Raw genomic sequence first — 21260 nt, 5'->3', positions numbered from 1 at the left:
GGTTGTCACCTATTCGTGCAACAGACCCACGGGTGATCGGCCACGACTCCTCAAGGCTGTAGCTTGCCTAGCAGTCGCGCCAGTTCCCTGCGCTCGGGTCCCGTCAGAGGGCCAAGTACCTCAGCTTGGATCTCACCCAAGGTGCGGTCGAGGTCGGCGAGGCGCCCGGCTCCCTCGTCACTGATCGTGACCAGGGTCATCCGAGCGTCGCTCGGGTGGGGTCCGCGTATCAGCAGCCCATCGCTTTCCAACGACCTGACCGCGTCGCTCACATCTCGTCGATCCAAGGACGTTGCGGAGCCGATCTGCGCATGGGTCAGTTCGCCAAGGTCGGCCAATGCAGACAGCACCCGGTAGTCGTAGCCGCTGGCGCCGATCTCCCCGAGGCTGCGACGCAGGATGCGGTGCGCCCGCATCGACGCCTGGCTCAATAGCCAGGTAGGCAGATCGTCGAGCCGCGTAGAGGTTGGCACATACAGACCCTATCTGTTGGTGTTACCAACAATCGACTATCATTGGTGACACCAACAAGTGAGGAGGCCCTCGATGGCCGGAATATCCCTACCCGCCGTGATCGGACCCACCGAGAACGCGCTGCGAGCACTCTTGCCTATCGTCTTGGCGCCGAGCGGCATTCGAAGCTATGAGGAGTGGGTCGCGCTCAACATCGCAGCTGCCGACCTCCCGTCTGCCGAAACCGTCCAAGCCATCGCGACTGCGCTCAAGACGTCCAGCGAGCGGGTGATGGAGACCGTTGGGGCCCTGCGGTCACGAGAGCTGTTCGACGACCAGCACCAACTGACTCCCGAAGGGAACGCGCAGCTGAGAACAGCTCGCCACGCGGTCACCGAGATGACCCAGGACCTCCTCCGGGGGATCGATGAAGCTGACCTGCACCTCACCGCGCGCGTGCTCGACACGGTCCGACAGCATGCCGAAGCCGAACTGGCCGCTCGCGCTACGGAGTAGGCCTGCCAAATCGGGCTCTCGGTTTCACCAGTCCCTGCTGAGGCCTGAGCCACAGATCAATGTCGCTAGCCGAGTTCGTCGCGTCTTGAACCAGGTCAACAGCGAGGCCCGCCGAGCTCGACGCCCGCGTCGTCCTGGACAGCCTCTACACCCACAAGACCCGCAGGTCCGGCAATGGCTGCTGCGTCACAAGCGGCACCACTTCCACATCACGCCGGCCTGCGGGTCTTGGATGAGCCTGGTCAGCGCTGGCTCTCAGCCCTGACCACCAAGAAGCTGCAACGCTCGGCACGCCTCAGCGTGAAAGCCCTCGCCGACGAAACCCTCGAACGACTCGCCGGCTACTGCGCCGCCGTCAACAACAACGAGTAGTAGGCCCGTCAACCCGACAGGACACTATGGTGTGCCGCATGATCGTTGCCATCAGCATCAGTCCTGCCGGAGCCGACGAGACCGGAGGCGTGGCCGCCTCGGTGGCCGAGGCCGTGCAGGTCATCCGCGACTCCGGGCTCCCGTGCGAGACCAACTCGATGTTCACGAACATCGAGGGGGAGTGGGACGAGGTGATGGCCGTCGTCAAGGAAGCCGTGTTCAAGGTCGCCGCGACCTCGCCGCGGGTCGGGCTCGTGCTCAAGGCCGACCTGCGCCGCGGCTACGACACCGGCCAGCTGACCGCCAAGGTGGAGCGGGTCGAGGAACACCTGCGATGACCTCGCCCGCGGCGTACTCGCTGCGGCCGGTGCGCGAGAGTGACCACGACGCTGTCGGAGCGGTGATCGAGGCGGCCTTCGGTGACGAGGGTCCCGAGGTCTCCTCGCTGTGGACCGAGGTGCGCCAGTCCGGTTACGTGCTGGCCGAGCTGGTCGCCGTCGACGCACGCGGCGACGAGGTTGTCGGGCATGTCGGGGTCAGCCACGCGTGGCTCGATGCCCGACGCGAGCTGGTCGACGTCGCCATGCTGAGCCCGCTCAGCACCCGGCCGGACCGCCAGGAGCAGGGCATCGGGACGACCCTGATCGAGGCGGCGATCGAAGCGGCGCGCGCGACCGGGCGGCCGATGCTGTGCCTGGAGGGCAGTCCCTTCTTCTACGGCGTGCGCGGCTTCGAGCGGGCCGCGCTGCACGGGCTCGAGCCGCCGTCGCGACGTACACCCGAGCAGGCCTTCCAGGTCGTGCTCCTCCCGGGCCGCGAGGACTGGATGACGGGCCGGCTGGTCTATCCCGATGTCTGGTGGCGGCACGAGGCCGCCGGCCTGCGCGACCCCGACCTGGCCCACCTCGAGGAGCTCTTCGCGCAGAAGTTCAAGCCCCTCGACTAGAACACCTGTTCGAACCACGCGTAAGCTGGTGGCATGGCAGTCCTCGTTGCACCACCCGGCTGGCCCCCGGCCGTCCGGCCGCCCGATGCTCCCGACTGGGAGCGCACCGCCGTCAACTGGCTCTTCGACATCTGCCCGGCCGACTACCGACAGCACGCGGCGCTTCGGCGCCACATCGTGGTGCTGGCGCGCTTCGCGGTGCTGCACATCGAGGCCCAGCAGGCCGCCGTCCGCCGCGGGCTGAGCCAGTGCCGCGCCGACCTGCGAGACGTGGCCGACCTCGAGGTGGTCGAGGCCGCCGTGATGACGTTCCAGGCCGAGGAGGCCAGGCTGCTCGCCGTACGCCGCGGGGTCGGCCTGCTCGAGGAGGCGCTGCGCGGCCGGAGGTTCGTGGCCCGGCTCTGAGACGGCCGAGTTCAGGCTCACGTCAGGCTCATTTCGAGACTGTCGGTGGCTCGTGAGAGTGTGTTCTGGCCGGCGTGGCGCGCTTGCCGCGACCGGTAGGATGACGAACACTTGTTCGAACACCCACACGCCGACCCGTAGGACTCCAGTGGCCGACCAGCTCATCATCCGCGGCGCCCGCGAGCACAACCTCAAGGACGTCTCCCTCGACCTCCCTCGAGACTCGCTCATCGTCTTCACGGGCCTTTCGGGGTCCGGCAAGTCGAGCCTGGCCTTCGACACGATCTTCGCCGAGGGCCAGCGTCGGTACGTCGAGTCGCTGTCGGCCTACGCGCGCCAGTTCCTCGGCCAGATGGACAAGCCCGACGTCGACTTCATCGAGGGCCTCTCGCCCGCGGTCTCGATCGACCAGAAGTCCACGTCCAAGAACCCCCGCTCCACGGTCGGCACCATCACCGAGGTCTACGACTACCTCCGGCTGCTCTATGCCCGGGCCGGCCGCCCGCACTGCCCGACCTGTGGCGCGCCGATCGAGCGGCAGACGCCGCAACAGATCGTCGACCGGGTGCTCGCGCTCGAGGAGGGCCGACGCTTCCAGGTGCTGGCCCCGGTGATCCGCGGCCGGAAGGGCGAGTACGTCGAGCTCTTCAAGGAGCTGCAGGCCCAGGGCTTCTCTCGTGCCCGCATCGACGGTGACACGCACGCCCTCGACGACACCCCCAAACTCGACAAGCAGAAGAAGCACACCATCGAGGTCGTCGTCGACCGACTGGCCGTCAAGCAGTCGTCCAAGCGCCGGCTCACCGACTCCGTCGAGACCGCGCTCAACCTCGCCAGCGGCCTCGTGCTGTTCGACTTCGTCGACCTGCCCGCCAAGGACGCCGACCGTGAGATGCGGTTCTCCGAGAAGATGGCGTGCCCCAACGAGCACCCGATCGACACCGACGAGCTCGAGCCGCGCTCGTTCTCGTTCAACTCTCCCTTCGGCGCCTGCCCCGCCTGCCACGGCCTCGGCACCCGCATGGAGGTCGACCCCGAGCTCGTCGTACCCGACCCGACGGCGACGCTGGGTGAGGGTGCCATCGCGCCGTGGAGCGGCGCGCACGTGGCCGACTACTTTCTCCGGTTGATGCACGCCCTCGGCGAGGAGCTCGGCTTCGACCTCAACACCCCGTGGGACCAGATCGACGCCCCCGCCCAGAGGGCGCTGCTCACCGGGCACCCCACCAAGGTGCACGTCGTCACCACCAACCGCTACGGCCGCCAGCGTGCCTACTACGCGGCCTTCGAGGGTGTGCGCTCCTACATCGAGCGCCGGCACCGGGAGGCAGAGAGCGACACCAGCCGCGACCGGTTCGAGGGCTTCATGCGCGAGGTGCCGTGCCCCTCGTGCGAGGGCAGCCGGCTGAAGCCGGTCTCGATGTCGGTCACGCTCGGTGGCAAGTCCATCGCGGCCGTGTGCCACCTGCCGATCAACGAGACCGCCGAGTTCCTGCGCACGATCGAGCTGAGCCAGCGCGAGAAGCAGATCGCCGAGCGGGTGCTCAAGGAGATCCTCGAGCGGCTCAACTTCCTGCTCGACGTCGGGCTCGACTACCTCTCGCTCGACCGGCCGTCCGGCTCGCTGTCGGGCGGCGAGGCCCAGCGCATCCGGTTGGCCACCCAGATCGGCGCCGGCCTGGTCGGCGTCCTCTACGTCCTCGACGAGCCGTCGATCGGCCTCCACCAGCGCGACAACCAGCGACTGATCGAGACCCTGGTGAGGCTCAAGGACCTCGGCAACACCCTGATCGTCGTCGAGCACGACGAGGACACCATCCGGCACGCCGACTGGGTCGTCGACATCGGTCCGGGTGCCGGCGAGCACGGCGGTCAGGTGGTGCACAGCGGTTCCGTCCAGGGCCTGCTCGACCACCCCGACTCGATGACTGGCCAGTACCTCTCCGGCCGTCGCGAGATCCCGGTGCCGGCCATCCGCCGGCCGCGCACCTCGGGCCGCGAGCTGCGGGTGCACGGCGCCCACGAGAACAACCTCCAAAACGTCGATGTCTCGTTCCCGCTCGGCATGTTCGTGGCGGTGACGGGCGTCTCGGGCTCGGGCAAGTCGACGCTCGTCAACGACATCCTCTACACCTCGCTCGCCAAGACGATCTACAACGCCCGGGCCGTGCCCGGCCGGCACCAGAAGCTCAGCGGCCTCGAGCACGTCGACAAGGTCATCCACGTCGACCAGTCGCCGATCGGCCGCACGCCGCGGTCCAACCCGGCGACCTACACCGGCGTCTTCGACCACATCCGCAAGCTGTTCTCCTCGACGCCCGAGGCGAAGATGCGCGGCTACCTCCAGGGCCGGTTCTCCTTCAACGTCAAGGGCGGCCGCTGCGAGGCGTGCTCGGGCGACGGCACGATCAAGATCGAGATGAACTTCCTGCCCGACGTCTACGTGCCCTGCGAGGTCTGCCACGGCGCCCGCTACAACCGCGAGACGCTCGAGGTGCACTACAAGGGCAAGACCATCGCCGAGGTCCTCGACATGCCGATCGAGGAGGCCGCCGACTTCTTCGCCGCGGTGCCCGCGATCTCGCGGCACATGAAGACGCTGGGCGAGGTCGGGCTGGGCTACGTCCGGCTCGGACAGCCGGCCACGACGCTCTCCGGCGGTGAGGCCCAGCGGGTCAAGCTCTCCACCGAGCTGCAGAAGCGCTCGACCGGCCGCACCGTCTACGTGCTCGACGAGCCCACCACCGGCCTGCACTTCGAGGACATCCGCAAGCTGCTCCTGGTGCTGGGCCGACTGGTCGACCAGGGCAACTCCGTGATGGTCATCGAGCACAACCTCGATGTCATCAAGACGGCAGACTGGCTGATCGACATGGGGCCTGAGGGCGGCTCGCGGGGCGGCTTCGTCGTCGCCGAGGGCACGCCCGAGGAGGTCGCCGCCCACCCCGACAGCTACACCGGCAGCTTCCTGAAGCCGTTGCTCGAGGGCCGGCACGCCACCCAGCCCGGCAAGCCGCGCAAGGCGCCGCCGCCCCCGGCGCCCACCACGAAGGCCGGCATCAAGAGAGCGGCCAAGAAGGCCGCGGAGGAGAAGCCGGTCGCCAAGAAGGCCGCTGCCAGGAAGGCGCCGGCCAAGAAGACCGTTGCCAGGAAGACCGCCAGGAAGGCGACCGCGAAGAAGTAGTTCGCACTACCTGCAGGAGCACAGTCTGCTCGCGGGCGGGTTCATTCGGCTGACCAGTGTCCGGTTCAATCACTTCGACCGTTGACCCCACGAAAGGGATCAGGGCCATGGCCACAGGACTCAACCGCCGTACCGCACTCTCCGCAGCCGCCGTTGCCGGAGTCGGGGTGCCGCTGCTCGTGAGCTGCGCCGCCGACGAGTCACCGTCGTCCGACGGCGGCACCGAGAACACCTCGGGAGACGTCCTCGCCAAGACCTCCGACATCGCGGTCGGTGCGTGCGCCGTCTACGCCGACGCCAAGGTCGTGGTGACCCAGCCCACCGAGGGCGAGTTCAAGTGCTTCACGGCCGTCTGCACGCACCAGGGCTGCCTCGTCTCGTCGGGCTCCGACGGGGTGATTCCGTGCAACTGCCACGGCAGCCAGTTCTCCCTCGAGGACGGCTCTCCGCAGGCCGGTCCGGCGACGACTGCCCTCGCCGCCGTCGAGATCGTCGTCGACGGCGACAACATCGCGCTGGCCTGATCCACCGACCGCCGGCACCGTCGGTGGTGGCCCGTAGGGTTGCCGCATGGCTTCACCCGCGTCCTATCGCCCGGCTGCCGGGTCGATCCCGACGCAGCCGGGTGTCTACCGCTTCCGGGATGCCAAGGGTCGCGTCATCTATGTCGGCAAGGCGAAGAACCTGCGGTCCCGGCTGTCGTCGTACTTCCAGGACATCGGCAACCTGCACTCCCGCACCGCCTCGATGGTCACTACCGGCGCGAGCGTCGAGTGGACCGTCGTCAAGACCGAGGTCGAGGCGCTCCAGTTGGAGTACAGCTGGATCAAGGAGTACGACCCGCGCTTCAACGTCAAGTACCGCGACGACAAGTCCTACCCGTGGCTCGCGGTCACGGTGGACGACGAGTTCCCGCGCGTGATGGTCGGGCGGGGGGCCAAGCGCAAGGGCACCCGCTACTTCGGGCCCTACGGGCACGCCTGGGCGATCCGCGAGACCGTCGACCTGCTGCTGAGGGTCTTCCCGATGCGGTCGTGCAGCAACGGTGTCTTCAAGCGCTCATCGCAGATCGGGCGGCCCTGCCTGCTGGGCTACATCGACAAGTGCGCGGCGCCGTGCGTGGGCAACATCAGCGCCGCCGATCATCGCGCCATCGTCGACGACTTCTGCGACTTCATGGCCGGCAACACCAGCGCGTTCGTCAAGCGCGTCGAGCGCGAGATGTACGCCGCGTCGGAAGCGCTCGACTTCGAGAAGGCGGCCCGGCTGCGCGACGACCTCGGCGCCCTCAACCGGGCCCTGGAGAAGCAGGCCGTCGTGCTCGGCGACGGCACTGACGCCGACGTGATCGGGCTGGCCGAGGATCCGCTCGAGGTCGCGGTGCAGATCTTCTACGTGCGTGGCGGCCGGATCCGCGGCCAGCGCGGCTGGGTGGCCGACCGCGCCGACGAGGGCGACACCGCGGCACTGGTCGAGGACTTCCTGCTCCAGCTCTACGGCGGCGACTCCGAGTCGATCCCGCGTGAGGTGCTGGTGCCGGCGCTGCCCTCCGACCACGCCACCATGGAGCAGCTGCTCAGCGAGCTGCGCGGCAGCAAGGTCGCGATCCGGGTGCCGCAACGCGGTGACAAGAAGTCGCTCCAGGAGACGGTGGCCCGCAACGCCGGGCAGTCGCTGATGCTCCACAAGACCAAGCGGGCCAGCGACCTGACCACCCGCAACCGCGCGCTGGAGGAGATCCAGCAGGCGCTCTCGCTCGACGAGGTGCCGTTGCGCATGGAGTGCTATGACGTCTCCAACCTGCAGGGCACCGAGATCGTCGCGTCGATGGTGGTCTTCGAGGACGGGCTGGCCCGCAAGAGCGAGTACCGCCGTTTCGTCATCAAGGACGCCGACGGCCAGAACGACGTGGCCCACATGCGCCAGGTCATCACCCGGCGCTTCCGGCGGCTGCTCGACGAGCAGGCGAAGCAGGCTGATGAACAAGCGGCTCCGACGGCGGGGCAGGGTGCTCCGCAAGCGGAGCAGCCTGCCCCCCTCCTCGTCGACCCCGAGACCGGCCGGCCCCGCAAGTTCGCCTACGCGCCCGGCCTCGTGGTCGTCGATGGTGGTCCGCCGCAGGTGGCCGCCGCCCAACAGGCGCTGGCCGAGCTCGGCATCAACGACATCCCGGTGTGCGGCCTGGCCAAGCGGCTCGAGGAGGTGTGGCTGCCCGCCGAGGACGACCCGGTGATCTTCGCCCGCACCAGCGAAGGCCTCTACCTCCTCCAGCGGGTCCGCGACGAGGCCCACCGGTTCGCCATCACCCACCACCGCGGGCGGCGCTCCAAGTCGATGGTCGAGAGCCTTCTCGACGACGTACCCGGGCTCGGTGAGGTGCGCCGCAGGACGCTGATCAAGCACTTCGGCTCCCTCAAGAAGCTGCGCGCCGCCGAGGTCGACGAGATCGCTCTCGTGCCCGGCATCGGACCGACCACCTCGAGGGCCATCAAGGACGCGCTCGCCGCAGCCGACGCCACCCGCAAGACTGGACCCACGCCGCAGCCGATGCGCGTCAACACCGCCACGGGCGAGATCGAGGAGGACTGATGTCCGAGAGTGCGACTCCGCAGCCCGGCGAGCTGGTCGTGGTCACCGGCATGACCGGTGCCGGGCGCAGCACGGCCGCCAAGGAGCTCGAGGACCTCGGCTTCTACGTCGTCGACAATTTGCCGCCCGCGCTGGTGCGCGACGTCGTACGCCTCGTCGACGACAGCCGAGGCGTGAGCCAGCCGATCGCCGTGGTCACCGACGTGCGCTCGGGCTCGTTCTTCGACGCCCTGCACGCCAACCGCCAGCAGCTGGTCACCGGGCGGCCGACGACCCTGCTGTTCCTCGAGGCCAGTGACGACGTCCTCGTACGCCGCCAGGAGGCCGCCCGCCGCCCGCACCCGCTCCAGGGTGGAGGCCGGCTCGTCGACGGGCTCGCCCGGGAGCGTCAGGCGATGGCCAGCGTCCGCGGCGACGCCGACCTGGTCATCGACACCACCAACCTCAACGTGCACCAGCTGACCAAGCGGGTGGCGGAGCACTTCGGGTCGGCGCAGGCGACCCGGCTGAAGGTGACCGTGATCAGCTTCGGCTTCAAGTACGGCATCCCGGTCGACGCCGACTTCGTGGGTGACATGCGGTTCCTGCCCAACCCCCACTGGGTGCCCGAGCTGCGGGCCCACAACGGCCATGACGCCGACGTGGCCGACTACGTCAAGAGCCAGCCCGGGGCCGCGGAGTTCCTCGACGGCTACCTGCCGGTGCTCGAGATCGCCGCCAACGGCTATCTCGGCGAGGGCAAGCGGTTCATGACGATCGCGATCGGCTGCACCGGTGGCAAGCACCGCAGCGTGGCGATGACCGAGGAGATCGCGCAACGGCTCCGCGACCGCGGCTACGACACCCGCGCCGTCCACCGTGACCTCGGGCGGGAGTGACGTGCCGGAGGTCGACTGTTCGGTCGTCGCCCTAGGAGGTGGTCACGGGCTGCACGCCTCCCTCTCGGCACTGCGCCGGGTGGCGCGTGACGTCACCGCCGTCGTGACCGTCGCCGACAACGGTGGCTCGTCGGGTCGCCTGCGGAGCCAGTTCGACGTCCTGCCACCCGGTGACCTGCGGATGGCGCTGGCCGCCCTCTGCGGCGACGACGACTGGGGCCAGACCTGGGCCGAGGTGCTGCAGCACCGGTTCGCCGGCGACGGCGAGATGCGCGACCACGTGGTCGGCAACCTGCTGATCGTCGGGCTCTGGGAGCAGCTGGGTGACCCGGTGGCCGCCCTCGACCTGGTGGGCAGGCTGCTGGGCGCCCGTGGTCGCGTGCTGCCGATGTCGACCACCCCCATCGACATCACTGCCGACGTCACTGGCCTGGTTGCGGGAGATCCGGATGCCCACACCCGCGTGCACGGTCAGGTCGAGATCGCGACCACCGACGGACGCATCGAGCGCGTCTTCCTCGAGCCCGAGCCGGTGTCCGCGTGCACCGAGGCCGTGGCCGCGGTGCACGAGAGCGACTGGGTCGTGCTCGGGCCTGGCTCCTGGTACACCTCGGTGATCCCGCACCTGCTGGTGCCCGAGCTGCGCGAGGCAGTCGTGGCCCGCGGTGCCCGGCTGGTCGTCGTACTCAACCTGGAGGCGCAGCCGGGAGAGACCCCCGGCTTCGCGCCCGAGGACCACCTGGCCGTGCTCCGCGAGCTGGCGCCCGACCTCACCGTGCACTCCGTGCTGGCCGATGCGGGCAGTGTTGCCGACGTCGAAGCACTGGAAAAGGCGGTGCTCGACCTCGGTGGCCAGCTCGTGATCGCCGACGTCGCACGCAGCGACGGCACTCCCGCTCACGACCCCGCTCTGCTCGGGGAGGCACTGGCGGGCATCCTGACTGGTGAGGGTCGTTGACGCGCATGGCAGGATCGCACGCATGGCGATGACCGCACCGGTGAAGGCCGAACTGGCCAACACGCAGATCACGAAGACCTGTTGCCGCAAGGCTGAAGTCGCCTCGATGCTTCGATTCGCCGGGGGACTCCACATCGTCAGCGGCCGGATCGTGGTCGAGGCCGAGCTCGACACAGGTGCAGCCGCGCGACGGCTGCGCAAGGACATCTCCGAGGTCTACGGCCACCAGTCCGACGTCGTGATGGTGCAGGGCAACGGCATCCGCAAGGGCAGCCGCTACATCGTCCGCGTCGTCAAGGACGGCGAGGCGCTGGCCCGGCAGACCGGCCTGCTCGACCAGCGCGGCCGACCGGTCCGCGGGTTGCCGCCGGCCGTCGTCTCCGGCGGTGGCTGTGACGCCGTCGCCGCCTGGCGGGGCGCCTTCCTCGCCCACGGCTCGCTCACCGAGCCCGGCCGCTCGTCCGCCCTCGAGGTCACCTGTCCCGGCCCGGAGGCCGCCCTGGCCCTCGTCGGCGTCGCCCGTCGCCTGGGCATCCAGGCCAAGGCCCGCGAGGTGCGCGGGGTCGACCGGGTCGTCATCCGCGACGGTGACGCGATCGGTGCGCTGCTGACCAGGCTCGGCGCCCATGAGTCGCTGATGGCCTGGGAGGAGCGCCGGATGCGCCGAGAGGTGCGGGCCACGGCCAACCGGCTCGCCAACTTCGACGACGCCAACCTGCGTCGCTCGGCCCGCGCCGCCGTGGCCGCCGGTGCCCGCGTCGAGCGCGCCCTCGAGATCCTGGCCGAGGAGGTGCCCGACCACCTCGAGCTCGCCGGCCACCTGCGCCTGGAGCACAAGCAGGCCTCGCTCGAGGAGCTCGGCCAGCTGCACGACCCGGTGCTCACCAAGGACGCCATCGCGGGCCGCATCCGGCGTCTGCTTGCGATGGCCGACAAGCGCGCCGAGGAGCTGGGCATCCCCGACACCGAGGCGTCCCTGACGCCCGACATGCTCGCCGAGGACGCCTGACCGACGCCCGCTCCCGATTACCTGCACGTACGCCGGATGGGTCGTACGGGCCCCCTCCCCGCCAGCGCGATAGGGTCGCATCGCCTGATCGACCAACGCTGCCAGGAGACACTTGTGACTGTTCGTGTGGGAATCAACGGCTTCGGCCGCATCGGCCGCAACTTCTTTCGCGCCGTAGGCGCGTCGGGTGCTGACATCGAGATCGTGGGGGTCAACGACCTCACCGACAACGCCGTACTCGCGCACCTGCTGAAGTACGACTCGATCCTCGGTCGGCTCGATGCCGACGTGTCGTCCGACGAGACGTCCATCAAGGTCGGTGACCAGAGCATCGCGGCATTTGCCGAGCGTGACCCGGCCAAGCTCAAGTGGGGCGAGCTCGACGTCGACGTCGTCGTCGAGTCCACCGGGTTCTTCACCGACGCCACCAAGGCGAAGGCGCACATCGACGCCGGCGCGAAGAAGGTCATCATCTCGGCGCCCGCCTCCAACGAGGACATCACGATCGTGATGGGCGTCAACCACGAGAAGTACGACCCGGCGACCCACCACGTCATCTCCAACGCGTCGTGCACCACGAACTGCCTCGGCCCGATGGCCAAGGCGCTCAACGACGACCTCGGCATCGTCAAGGGCCTGATGACGACGATCCACGCCTACACGGCCGACCAGAACCTGCAGGACAACATCCACAAGGACCTGCGTCGTGCCCGGGCCGCAGCGCTCAACATCATCCCGACCTCGACGGGTGCCGCGAAGGCCATCGGCCTGGTCCTGCCCGAGCTCAAGGGCAAGCTCGACGGCTTCGCCCTGCGCGTGCCCGTGCCCACCGGCTCGGCCACCGACCTCACGTTCGAGGCCGGCCGCGAGACGACGGTCGAGGAGGTCAACTCGATCATCGAGAAGGCCGCCGACGGCCGCTTCCTCAAGTACTCCACCGACCCGATCGTCTCCACCGACATCGTGACCGACCCGGCGTCCTGCATCTTCGACGCTCCACTGACCAAGGTCATCGGCAACCAGGTCAAGGTCGTCGGCTGGTACGACAACGAGTGGGGTTACTCCAACCGCCTCGTCGACCTGATCGCGCACGTGGGCGCCACGCTCTGATGTCGGGCACAGCCCACGACACGGCATCGTTGGGAGTCGCCTCTCTGGGAGACCTGGCCGGCAAGCGGGTGCTGGTCCGCTCCGACCTGAACGTGCCACTCGACGCAGGCACCATCACCGACGACGGCCGCATCCGGGCGAGCGCACCCACCATCACCCAGCTGGCCGAGGCCGGGGCGCGCGTCGTCGTGATGGCGCACCTCGGTCGTCCCGACGGTGCCCCGGACCCGGCGTACTCTCTTGCTCCGGTCGCTGAGCGTCTCGGCGAGGTGCTGGGCCGACCGGTGGCGTTCGCGACCGACACGGTGGGCGAGAGCGCGCAGCAGACGGTCGACGGCCTCGCCGACGGTGACGTGGCGGTGCTCGAGAACGTCCGCTTCAACTCCGGTGAGACCAGCAAGGATGACGACGTCCGCGGCTCATTCGCCGACCAGCTCGCCCAGCTCGGCGACGTGTTCGTCTCCGACGGGTTCGGTGTCGTGCACCGCAAGCAGGCTTCCGTGTACGACGTCGCGCTGCGGCTGCCGAGTGCCATGGGTGGCCTCGTGGCGACCGAGATCGACGTCCTGCGCCGGCTGACCGTGGACCCCGAGCGGCCCTACGTCGTCGTCCTCGGCGGCTCCAAGGTCTCCGACAAGCTGGGCGTCATCGACAACCTCCTCGACAAGGCCGACAAGCTCCTCATCGGCGGCGGCATGGTCTTCACCTTTCTCAAGGCCCAGGGCCACGAGGTGGGCAAGAGCCTGCTGGAGGACGACCAGCTCGACGTCTGTCGCAGCTACCTCGAGCAGGCGACGGCCAAGGGCGTCGAGATCGTGCTGCCGACCGACATCGTCGTCGACACCGCATTCCCGTCCGGCGACCGACAGCCCGAGCCCAAGGTAGTGGCCGCAGACGCCATCCCGGCTGACGCGCTCGGCCTCGACATCGGACCCGACTCGGCTCGGGCGTTCGCGGCGGCGCTCGCCGACGCTCGCACGGTCTTCTGGAACGGTCCGATGGGGGTCTTCGAGGTCGACGTATTCGCCGACGGCACCCGTGCGGTCGCCGAGGCCCTCACGAAGATCGACGGCCTGTCCGTGGTGGGCGGCGGCGACTCCGCGGCCGCCGTACGCACCCTCGGCTTCGACGAAGCGGCCTTCGGGCACATCTCCACGGGTGGCGGTGCCAGCCTGGAGTACCTCGAGGGCAAGGAACTGCCCGGCATCGCCGTCCTCGAACGCCCCTGACACCCGAAGCGCTCCCACCAGAAGGACTTGGCATGGCCACCAATGCACGCACCCCGCTGATGGCGGGCAACTGGAAGATGAACCTCAACCACCAAGAAGCGGTGGTGCTCGTCCAGAAGCTCGCGTGGACGCTGTCCGACAAGCGCCACGACTACGGCAAGGTCGAGGTTGTCGTGGTGCCGCCGTTCACCGACCTGAGGTCCGTGCAGACGCTCGTCGACGGCGACCGACTGTCGATCAGGTACGCCGCGCAGGACGTCTCCACGCAGGACAACGGTGCCTACACCGGCGAGATCTCCGCGGCCATGCTGGCCAAGCTCGGTTGCTCGTACGTCGTGGTGGGCCACTCCGAGCGCCGCGAGTACCACGCCGAGACCGACGAGGTCGTCAACGCCAAGGCGCACAAGTCGTTGGCCGCCGGGATGACCCCCATCGTGTGCGTCGGCGAGGGTCTAGAGATCCGCCAGGCGGGTGACCAGGTGTCCTACACGCTGGCCCAGGTCGACGGATCGCTCGCGGGCTTCACCGCCGGGCAGGTCGCTGCTCTCGTCATCGCCTACGAACCCGTCTGGGCCATCGGCACCGGCGAGGTAGCCACTCCGGACGACGCGCAGGAGGTCTGTGCGGCCATCCGCGAACGCCTCCGCGAGGTGCACGGGGACGCCGCGGCCGACGGCTGCCGCATCCTGTACGGCGGCTCCGTGAAGGCCTCGAACGTCGCCGGGATCATGCAGAAGGCGGATGTCGACGGCGCGCTGGTGGGCGGCGCGAGCCTGCAGGCCGACGAGTTCGGCGGAGTTTGCCGTTTCTATGACATGCCCGTCCTGTGATCGCGACGGCGTGACGTAGGCTTCGCACCGTGATTCTGGTCTTCGACGTCCTGCTCGTGATCACGAGCGCGATCCTCATCCTCCTGGTGCTGCTCCACAAGGGCCGCGGCGGCGGAATGTCTGACATGTTCGGTGGTGGAGTGTCCTCCACGCTGGGCGGCTCATCGGTCGCCGAGCGCAACCTCGACCGCTTCACCGTGGGCGTCGGGGTCATCTGGTTCTCCTGCATCGTTGCCCTGGGCCTGCTCCTGGCCTACAACGTCTGAGACTTCGTGAGAGAGAGGAACTGACGTGGCTGGTGCTGGAAATGCGATCCGCGGTAGTCGGGTCGGTGCTGGTCCGATGGGCGAAGCGGAGCGGGGTGAGTCGGCCCCACGCCAGGCCGTCACCTACTTCTGCTCGCACGAGCACCGCTCGGTGGTGACGTTCGCCATCGAGGCGGCCGTCCCCGAGTCGTGGGACTGTCCCAAGTGCGGTCTGCCGGCGAGCCGGGACTCCGAGAACCCTCCGCCCGCGCCCAAGATCGAGCCCTACAAGACGCACCTGGCCTACGTGAAGGAGCGCCGCTCCGACGCCGAGGCGGCCGACATCCTCGAAGAGGCCATCGCGCTGCTCCGCTCTCGCCGCAAGTCCGGCGAGATCATCTTCTGATACGACCGTCTCGTTTCTGCAGTGATACCCGGCTGGCCGGGTATCCCGACGCCGATTGACCTGAGAAGCACCTCCAGGCGCCCCGCACAGGCGCCCTTTCGGGTCAGGAAGCACACGGACTGGCTCAGAGTTGCGATGCCGCCGCGGAGTCGATGAGCCACACGGTGGAGTCCTGACCTCGTACGCCGCGGGCAGGGGTGGCCCCCACCGACCCTTCGTCGGCGAGCCCAGCGGCCACCGCCGCGGCCTTCTCGGCGCCGCTGACCAGGAACCACACCTGACGGCTGTGGGCGAGCGCGCTGAACGTCAGTGAGATGCGGTCGGGTGGCGGCTTCGGTGACTCGCGCACCGCCACGGCGACCTGGTCCTCGACGTCGAGCGCCGGGTGACCCGGGAACAACGACGCGACATGGCCATCCGGACCCACGCCGAGCATCAGCACGTCGAACGCGCCGCTGCCGGACTCACGCAGCTCCTCGCCGTACGCCGCGGCTGCGGCGTCCAGGTCGAGCGCACCGTCGGCAGCAGGCATCTCGTGCACGCGGGCGGGGTCGACGCCGACCGTGTCGAGGAACGCGGCACGGGCCGCGGTCGCGTTGCGATCGGGAGAACCGCCGGGGACGAAGCGTTCGTCGCCCCACCAGAAGACCACGCGCGACCAGTCGACCGAGGAGTCGACGGCCCGGCGGGCGACCTCGCGGTGCACCGCGTCGGCGATGGAGCCACCGGTGAGCCCGATCTGAGGCACGCCTCCGCCGGCCTGGGCCAGCTCCAGTGCCTCGAGCAGCCGGCTCGCGATGTCGCCGGCGAGGGTGCCGGAGTCCTCGTGCACGATCACCTCAGGGGTGCTCACGCCCGAGCCTCCAGTCGCACCAACTGGGCGGCAGTGGCGGCGTAGATGTCATCTTCGTCGAGGCGACGCAGCTCCTCGGCGAGCAGCTCGGGCAGCTCGCGCCGCTTGAGCGCCACCGGGCGATCGGGCTGTCCGGGGGAGGAGAACGTCGCCAGCCGGCCGTCAGCCCGGCTTATCCGGATGGGTCCCTCCTTGGTCTGCATCACGACCTCGGTGATGCCGGGGCCACCGGAGCCGTGGCGTTCGACGGGCACCTTGAGCCGGCTGCTCAGCCAGGCCACGAGCAGGTCGGCGCTGGGCGAGATGCGCTCGGCCGACACGGACGCCCGCTGCACCTTGAGCGGGTGCTGCTCGAGGGCGGCGGCCAGCAGCGCGCGCCAGGGGGTGATGCGGGTCCAGGCGAGGTCGGTGTTGCCGGCGGAGTACGCCGCGCACTGGCGCTGCATGGCGACCGTCTTGCCGCGGGTGACGGCCGCGGTGTCGGTGATGCGGCGAGTCGCCAGCGCGCCGAGCGGGTCGGCTGCGGGGTCGTGGGGGGCATCGGTGGGCCACCAGATGGCCACGGGGGAGTCGGGCAGGAGCAGCGGCAGGACCACCGACTCGGCGTGCTTGACGACCTCGCCCTTGAGGCGGATGAGCGCGGTCTCGCCGGTCCAGCCCGAGCCGATGCCTACCTGCGCGTTGATCGCGCCAGCACCCCGAGCGTCGCCCTGGATCACACCGAGCACCCGGGCCGGGTGCTCGTGCGACGCAGCCCGGGCGGCCTGCATTGCCCCCTCCACGTCGTCCTCGTCGACGACGATGATGAGGGTCATCACCATGCCCATGGCCGGGCTGCCGGCCCGGCGCCGCGCCTTCACGAACTCGGAGGCGATCTCGGAGGCGTTGGTGTCGATCAGCTCGGCGGTCATGTCGGGTTCCCAGCGGAGATGGGAGCGCAGCGAGGGTCTTCGTGGGGTGAGTTCATGGTCTCCTCCAGGTGCGGCCGTCACGGGCGAGCATGGCCTCGGCCGAAGGCGGGCCCCAGGTGCCCGCCGCGTAGGTGTCGGGCTTGCCCTTCCTGGCCCAGTGCGCGAGCACCGGGTCGAGGATCTTCCAGGACAGCTCGACCTCCTCGTGCCGCGGGAACAGCGGCGGGTCACCGAGGAGTACGTCGAGGATGAGCCGCTCGTAGGCCTCCGGGCTGGCCTCGGTGAAGGACCCGCCGTAGGCGAAGTCCATGTTGACGTCGCGGATCTCCATCGCGGTGCCCGGCACCTTGGAGCCGAAGCGCAGCGTCATGCCCTCGTCGGGCTGTACCCGGATCACCAGGGCGTTCTGGGTCAGCTCCTCGGTGGCGGTCTCGGTGAACGGCAGGTGCGGAGCGCGCTTGAAGACGATCGCGACCTCGGTCACCCGGCGGCCCAGCCGCTTGCCGGTGCGCAGGTAGAACGGCACGCCGGCCCAGCGTCGCGTCTCGACGTTGACGGTGATCGCGGCGAAGGTCTCGGTGGTGGAGGACTTCTTGATGCCCTCCTCCTCAAGGAAGCCCTGGACCTTGTCGCCGCCGGCCCAGCCCTCGACGTACTGGCCGCGGGCGGTGCTGACGTCGAGCCGTCGCGGCAGCGTCGCCGAGGCGAGCACCTTCTGCTTCTCGATGCGCAGGCTCTCGGCCTCGAACGACGTCGGCTCCTCCATGGCGACGAGCGCCATCAGCTGCATCAGGTGGTTCTGGATGACATCGCGCGCGGCGCCGATGCCGTCGTAATAGCCGGCGCGACCGCCGATCCCGACATCCTCGGCCATGGTGATCTGCACGTGGTCGACGTAGTTGGCGTTCCAGATCGGCTCGAACATGTTGTTGGCGAAGCGCATCGCCAGGATGTTCTGGACCGTCTCCTTGCCGAGGTAGTGGTCGATGCGGAAGACGGAGCCCGACGGGAAGACGCCGTTGAGGGTGTCGTTCAGCTCGCGCGCGGACTCGAGGTCGTGGCCGAAGGGCTTCTCGACGACCACCCGGCGCCAGGCGTCCTCCGGCGACTGGGCCAGCCCGTGCTCCTGGAGCTGGCCGACGACCGAGCCGAAGAACCCGGGCGGGATCGCGAGGTAGAACGCGTAGTTGCCGCCGGTGCCGCGGGCCTGGTCGAGCTCCTCGATCGTGCGGCGCAGGGTCTCGAAGGCGCCGTCGTCGTCGAAGTCGCCCTGCACGAAGCGCAGCCCCTCGGCGAGCTGCTTCCAGACCTCCTCGCGGAACTCGGTGCGGGCGTACTGCTTCACGGAGTCATGCACGATCTGGGCGAAGTCCTGGTCGGCCCAGTCGCGCCGGGCATAGCCGACGAGGCTGAAGCCGGGCGGCAGCAGCCCGCGGTTGGCGAGGTCGTAGATCGCCGGCATGACCTTCTTGCGCGACAGGTCACCGGTGACGCCGAAGAGCACCATGCCGCACGGGCCGGCAATGCGCGGCAGTCTCCGGTCCTCGACGTCGCGCAGCGGGTTGACGTAGTCCATCAGGCTCCTTGCCCGAGCAGGGTGACGAGTGCGGCCAGGTCGCCCGCATCGGCTACGTGCAGTCGCAGCATCGGGCGACCCTTGTCGGCCAGCACCTGGCCGTCGCCAACCGCCTGTGCGGTCAGGAACTCGTGGAACGTGAACGGCCGGTCGGGCACGGCCAGGTCGGCCTGCGGCTGCCCAGTGACCTGCAGGTAGACACCCGTGTCTGGGCCGCCCTTGTGGTACTGCCCGGTGGAGTGGAGGAACCGCGGACCCCAGCCGAACGTGACCGGCCTGCCCGTACGACGCGCGAGTGCAGGACGCACCTCTGCCAGCGCGGCGTCGCGGTGCCGGTCGAGGTAGGCCTGCACGGCGAGGTATCCGTGTTCGTCGTCGAGGTTGTCGAGCAGCGCAGCCACGGCCTCGGCAACCGTGGCCGTGCCCTTCGGCAGCCAGTCCTCGGAGGCGTAGACGGTCGTCGTACCGTCCACGAACATCGGGCGCGGCTGGTCGCCACCACCTTCGAGCATCTCGCGGGCGGCGGCCTTGGCGCTCTCGACGTCGGGCTGGTCGAACGGGTTGATGCCGATGACCCGGCCGGCCACCGCTGTCGCGACCTCCCACAGCAGCAGCTGGCCGCCGAGGGTGGCGTCGACCGTGACGCCCCAGCCGGATGACGGCACGACGGACGGGCCGTCGGGACCGTACGTCGCGAGCACCTCGTCGTCGGTGCTGGGGGAGAAGTTGGGCGCGTCCTTGCCCTCGACCACGACCGGCAGGATGCCCTTGCCGTCCTTGCCCGTGGACTCGGCGACGAGCTGCTCGGCCCAGTCGCCCAGCCCGGAGTACGACGAACCTCCGTCGGCCAGCACGAGCTTGTCGACACCGGCCAGGTTGGCGGCGCCGAGCAGCGCACCGAGCCGCAGGCCGGGGTTGTCGGGGGAGTCGGCGTAAAGCGCGGCCGACATGGCCGCGGCCTCGTCGAGCAGCCGCGTGATGTCGGCGCCGGCCAGGCCGCTGGGCACCAGACCGAACGCGGTCAGGGCGGAGTAGCGGCCGCCCACGTCGGGGTCGGCGCGGAAGACGCGGTAGCCCGCCTCGGTGGCCGAGCCGTCGAGCGGCGAGCTCGGGTCGGTCACGACCACGATGCGCGACTTCGGGTCGATGCCGGCGTCGGTGAAGGCCTTCTCGAACGCCCGGCGCTGGCTGTCGGTCTCGACGGTGCCGCCCGACTTCGACGACACCACGACGACGGTGCGGTCCAGGTGGTCCTCGAGCGCGGCGCGCACGAAGTCGGGGTCAGAGGAGTCGAGTACGACGAGGTCGACGCCGTTGGCCGCGCAGATGACCTCCGGCGCCAGCGACGAACCGCCCATGCCGCACAGCACGACCCGGGTCAGCCCCTGACCAGTGAGGTTGGCGCGTAGTTCGTAGATCTCGTCGACCAGCGGCCGCGAGGTGGAGTGCAGGTCGACCCAGGCCAGCCTCTTGGCGGACTCGGCTTCGGCCTCGTCACCCCACAGGGTGGCGTCGTGCTTGGCCAGTCGAGACGCGAACTTCTCGTCGACGAGGGTGGAGACCGTGTCGGCGAAGGCCTTCTCGTCGCGGTAGCCGACGAACAGCTCGAACAGACCGGCCTCGGAGACGGTGTTCGAGGCGCTCACTGATTGGCCTTCGCCATCTGTGCCTTGACGGTCTCGACGAGCTCGGTCCACGACTTCTTGAACTTGTCGACGCCTTCGTGCTCGACCGTCACCAGCACGTCGAGGAAGTCGACACCGACCTCGCCGAGCCGCTCGAGGATCGCGCGACCCTCGGACGCCTTGCCGGTCACGACGTCGCCCAGGATCTCTCCGTGGTCGGCGAACGCCTCCATCGTCTTCTCGGGCATCGTGTTGACGGTCTCGGGCACGACGAGGTCGGTGACGTACATGGTGTCGGAGTAGTCGGGGTTCTTCACGCCGGTCGAGGCCCACAACGGCCGCTGCGGGTTGGCGCCCTCGTCGGCCAGTGCGCGCCAGCGGTCGGAGGCGACGACCTCCTCGTAGGCGCCGTACGCGACGAGCGCGTTGGCCACCGCGGCCCTGCCCTTCAGGGCGAGTGCGATGTCGGTGCCGATCTCGTCGAGGCGCTGGTCGATCTCGGTGTCTATGCGCGAGATGAAGAACGACGCGACCGATCGGATCGTGGAGAGGTCACGGCCGGCCTCCTTCGCCTGCTCCAGCCCGGTCAGGTAGGCGTCCATGACCTCGCGGTAGCGCTGCTCGCCGAAGATCAGCGTCACGTTCACGCTGATGCCTTCGGCGGTCGCGGCCGTGATGGCCGGCAGGCCCTCGAGAGTGGCCGGGATCTTGATGAGGACGTTGGTGCGGTCGACGGCTGCCCACAGCGCCTTGGCCGAGCCGATGGTGGCATCCGTGTCATTGGCGAGGTCGGGCTCGACCTCGATCGAGACGCGGCCGTCGTGCGCCGTGCTCTGCGCGACCGGAGCCAGGATGTCGCAGGCGTTGCGGACGTCCTCGGTGGTCAGCTCGAAGATGACCTTGTCGACGGGCTCGCCGGCGGCGACGAGCTTGCCGACCTGCTCGTCGTAGCGCTCGCCGTTGGCGATCGCCGCGGCGAAGATGGTCGGGTTGGTGGTCACGCCGACCACCGACTTGTCCTTGACGAGATCGGCCAGGTTGCCGGTCTCGATGCGCTCACGCGACAGGTCGTCGAGCCAGATCGACACCCCCGCGTCTGCCAGAGCCTTCAGCTTGTCACTCATGAATCCTCCCGGATCGTGTCGACGAACAGTGGATGTGGCGG

The 21260-nt window shown here is 69.3% G+C and carries 22 protein-coding genes; 16 read left to right on the top strand and 6 right to left on the bottom strand.

Going from position 1 to position 21260, the window contains the following annotated elements:
- Positions 1-50: 50 nt before the first annotated feature.
- Positions 51-473: a MarR family transcriptional regulator gene (locus H4Q84_RS03295; protein WP_248581981.1), complete on the bottom strand. Its 423-nt coding sequence runs from the start codon at positions 471-473 to the stop codon at positions 51-53.
- Positions 474-570: 97 nt separating this feature from the next.
- Between H4Q84_RS03295 and H4Q84_RS03290 the strand changes: the two genes are divergently transcribed.
- The 16 genes from H4Q84_RS03290 to H4Q84_RS03215 all read left to right on the top strand — a co-directional run bounded on the left by H4Q84_RS03290 (position 571) and on the right by H4Q84_RS03215 (position 15130).
- Entirely contained in the window at positions 571-969 is a 399-nt protein-coding gene (locus H4Q84_RS03290; protein WP_248581980.1) for a hypothetical protein, read from the top strand.
- Between the two features lie 228 nt (positions 970-1197).
- A complete protein-coding gene (locus H4Q84_RS03285) occupies positions 1198-1341 on the top strand; it encodes a hypothetical protein (RefSeq protein ID WP_248581979.1) in 144 nt (47 codons plus the stop codon).
- 38 nt (positions 1342-1379) lie between these two features.
- Positions 1380-1679, top strand: a complete 300-nt coding sequence (locus H4Q84_RS03280; protein ID WP_248581978.1) for a thiamine-binding protein — start codon at positions 1380-1382, stop codon at positions 1677-1679.
- The gene (locus tag H4Q84_RS03275) at positions 1676-2287 is read left to right on the top strand and encodes a GNAT family N-acetyltransferase (RefSeq protein ID WP_248581977.1); all 612 of its coding nucleotides are present in this window, start codon (positions 1676-1678) and stop codon (positions 2285-2287) included. Before H4Q84_RS03280 ends, H4Q84_RS03275 begins: the two co-directional genes overlap by 4 nt.
- Positions 2288-2320: 33 nt before the next feature.
- Positions 2321-2692 (top strand): hypothetical protein, encoded by a 372-nt coding sequence (locus tag H4Q84_RS03270; protein WP_248581976.1) that lies wholly within the window; start codon positions 2321-2323, stop codon positions 2690-2692.
- Positions 2693-2840: 148 nt separating this feature from the next.
- Positions 2841-5876: an excinuclease ABC subunit UvrA gene (gene uvrA / locus H4Q84_RS03265; protein ID WP_248581975.1), complete on the top strand. Its 3036-nt coding sequence runs from the start codon at positions 2841-2843 to the stop codon at positions 5874-5876.
- A 107-nt stretch (positions 5877-5983) separates the two neighbouring features.
- Complete coding sequence (locus tag H4Q84_RS03260) at positions 5984-6400, top strand: Rieske (2Fe-2S) protein (RefSeq protein WP_248581974.1); 417 nt, start codon at positions 5984-5986, stop codon at positions 6398-6400.
- A 46-nt stretch (positions 6401-6446) separates the two neighbouring features.
- Positions 6447-8465: an excinuclease ABC subunit UvrC gene (gene uvrC, locus H4Q84_RS03255; protein ID WP_248581973.1), complete on the top strand. Its 2019-nt coding sequence runs from the start codon at positions 6447-6449 to the stop codon at positions 8463-8465.
- The gene (gene rapZ, locus H4Q84_RS03250; RefSeq protein WP_248581972.1) at positions 8465-9343 is read left to right on the top strand and encodes an RNase adapter RapZ; all 879 of its coding nucleotides are present in this window, start codon (positions 8465-8467) and stop codon (positions 9341-9343) included. The genes uvrC and rapZ overlap by 1 nt, the downstream gene beginning before the upstream one ends.
- 1 nt (position 9344) lies before the next feature.
- The gene (yvcK, locus tag H4Q84_RS03245; RefSeq protein ID WP_248581971.1) at positions 9345-10301 is read left to right on the top strand and encodes a uridine diphosphate-N-acetylglucosamine-binding protein YvcK; all 957 of its coding nucleotides are present in this window, start codon (positions 9345-9347) and stop codon (positions 10299-10301) included.
- 22 nt (positions 10302-10323) lie between these two features.
- Complete coding sequence (gene whiA / locus H4Q84_RS03240; RefSeq protein WP_248581970.1) at positions 10324-11310, top strand: DNA-binding protein WhiA; 987 nt, start codon at positions 10324-10326, stop codon at positions 11308-11310.
- 114 nt (positions 11311-11424) lie between these two features.
- Positions 11425-12420, top strand: a complete 996-nt coding sequence (gene gap, locus H4Q84_RS03235) for a type I glyceraldehyde-3-phosphate dehydrogenase (RefSeq protein ID WP_248581969.1) — start codon at positions 11425-11427, stop codon at positions 12418-12420.
- The gene (locus H4Q84_RS03230) at positions 12420-13649 is read left to right on the top strand and encodes a phosphoglycerate kinase (RefSeq protein ID WP_248581968.1); all 1230 of its coding nucleotides are present in this window, start codon (positions 12420-12422) and stop codon (positions 13647-13649) included. Before gap ends, H4Q84_RS03230 begins: the two co-directional genes overlap by 1 nt.
- 32 nt (positions 13650-13681) lie before the next feature.
- Positions 13682-14479, top strand: coding sequence for a triose-phosphate isomerase (gene tpiA, locus H4Q84_RS03225; protein WP_248581967.1), 798 nt, complete (start codon positions 13682-13684; stop codon positions 14477-14479).
- Between the two features lie 29 nt (positions 14480-14508).
- A complete protein-coding gene (gene secG, locus H4Q84_RS03220; RefSeq protein ID WP_248581966.1) occupies positions 14509-14745 on the top strand; it encodes a preprotein translocase subunit SecG in 237 nt (78 codons plus the stop codon).
- A gap of 25 nt (positions 14746-14770) precedes the next feature.
- Entirely contained in the window at positions 14771-15130 is a 360-nt protein-coding gene (locus H4Q84_RS03215; RefSeq protein ID WP_282580306.1) for an RNA polymerase-binding protein RbpA, read from the top strand.
- Between the two features lie 124 nt (positions 15131-15254).
- Here the strand turns inward: H4Q84_RS03215 and pgl are convergent, their stop codons facing one another.
- From pgl to tal, 5 genes are read right to left on the bottom strand one after another with little or no spacing between them, the layout of a single operon-like run.
- On the bottom strand, positions 15255-15983 hold the full coding sequence (gene pgl, locus H4Q84_RS03210) for a 6-phosphogluconolactonase (protein WP_248581964.1): 729 nt from the start codon (positions 15981-15983) through the stop codon (positions 15255-15257).
- Entirely contained in the window at positions 15980-16894 is a 915-nt protein-coding gene (locus H4Q84_RS03205) for a glucose-6-phosphate dehydrogenase assembly protein OpcA (protein ID WP_248581963.1), read from the bottom strand. Before H4Q84_RS03205 ends, pgl begins: the two co-directional genes overlap by 4 nt.
- Positions 16895-16946: 52 nt before the next feature.
- Positions 16947-18470 (bottom strand): glucose-6-phosphate dehydrogenase, encoded by a 1524-nt coding sequence (gene zwf / locus H4Q84_RS03200; protein WP_248581962.1) that lies wholly within the window; start codon positions 18468-18470, stop codon positions 16947-16949.
- A complete protein-coding gene (locus H4Q84_RS03195) occupies positions 18470-20116 on the bottom strand; it encodes a glucose-6-phosphate isomerase (RefSeq protein ID WP_248581961.1) in 1647 nt (548 codons plus the stop codon). Before H4Q84_RS03195 ends, zwf begins: the two co-directional genes overlap by 1 nt.
- Positions 20113-21219: a transaldolase gene (gene tal / locus H4Q84_RS03190; protein WP_248581960.1), complete on the bottom strand. Its 1107-nt coding sequence runs from the start codon at positions 21217-21219 to the stop codon at positions 20113-20115. The genes H4Q84_RS03195 and tal overlap by 4 nt, the downstream gene beginning before the upstream one ends.
- Positions 21220-21260: the final 41 nt, after the last annotated feature.

The sequence above is a fragment of the Nocardioides sp. InS609-2 genome, assembly GCF_023208195.1.
GTDB lineage: Bacteria > Actinomycetota > Actinomycetes > Propionibacteriales > Nocardioidaceae > Nocardioides.
Note: the sequence above shows the minus strand (reverse complement) of the source record. Positions and strands in the feature narration are given on the sequence as shown.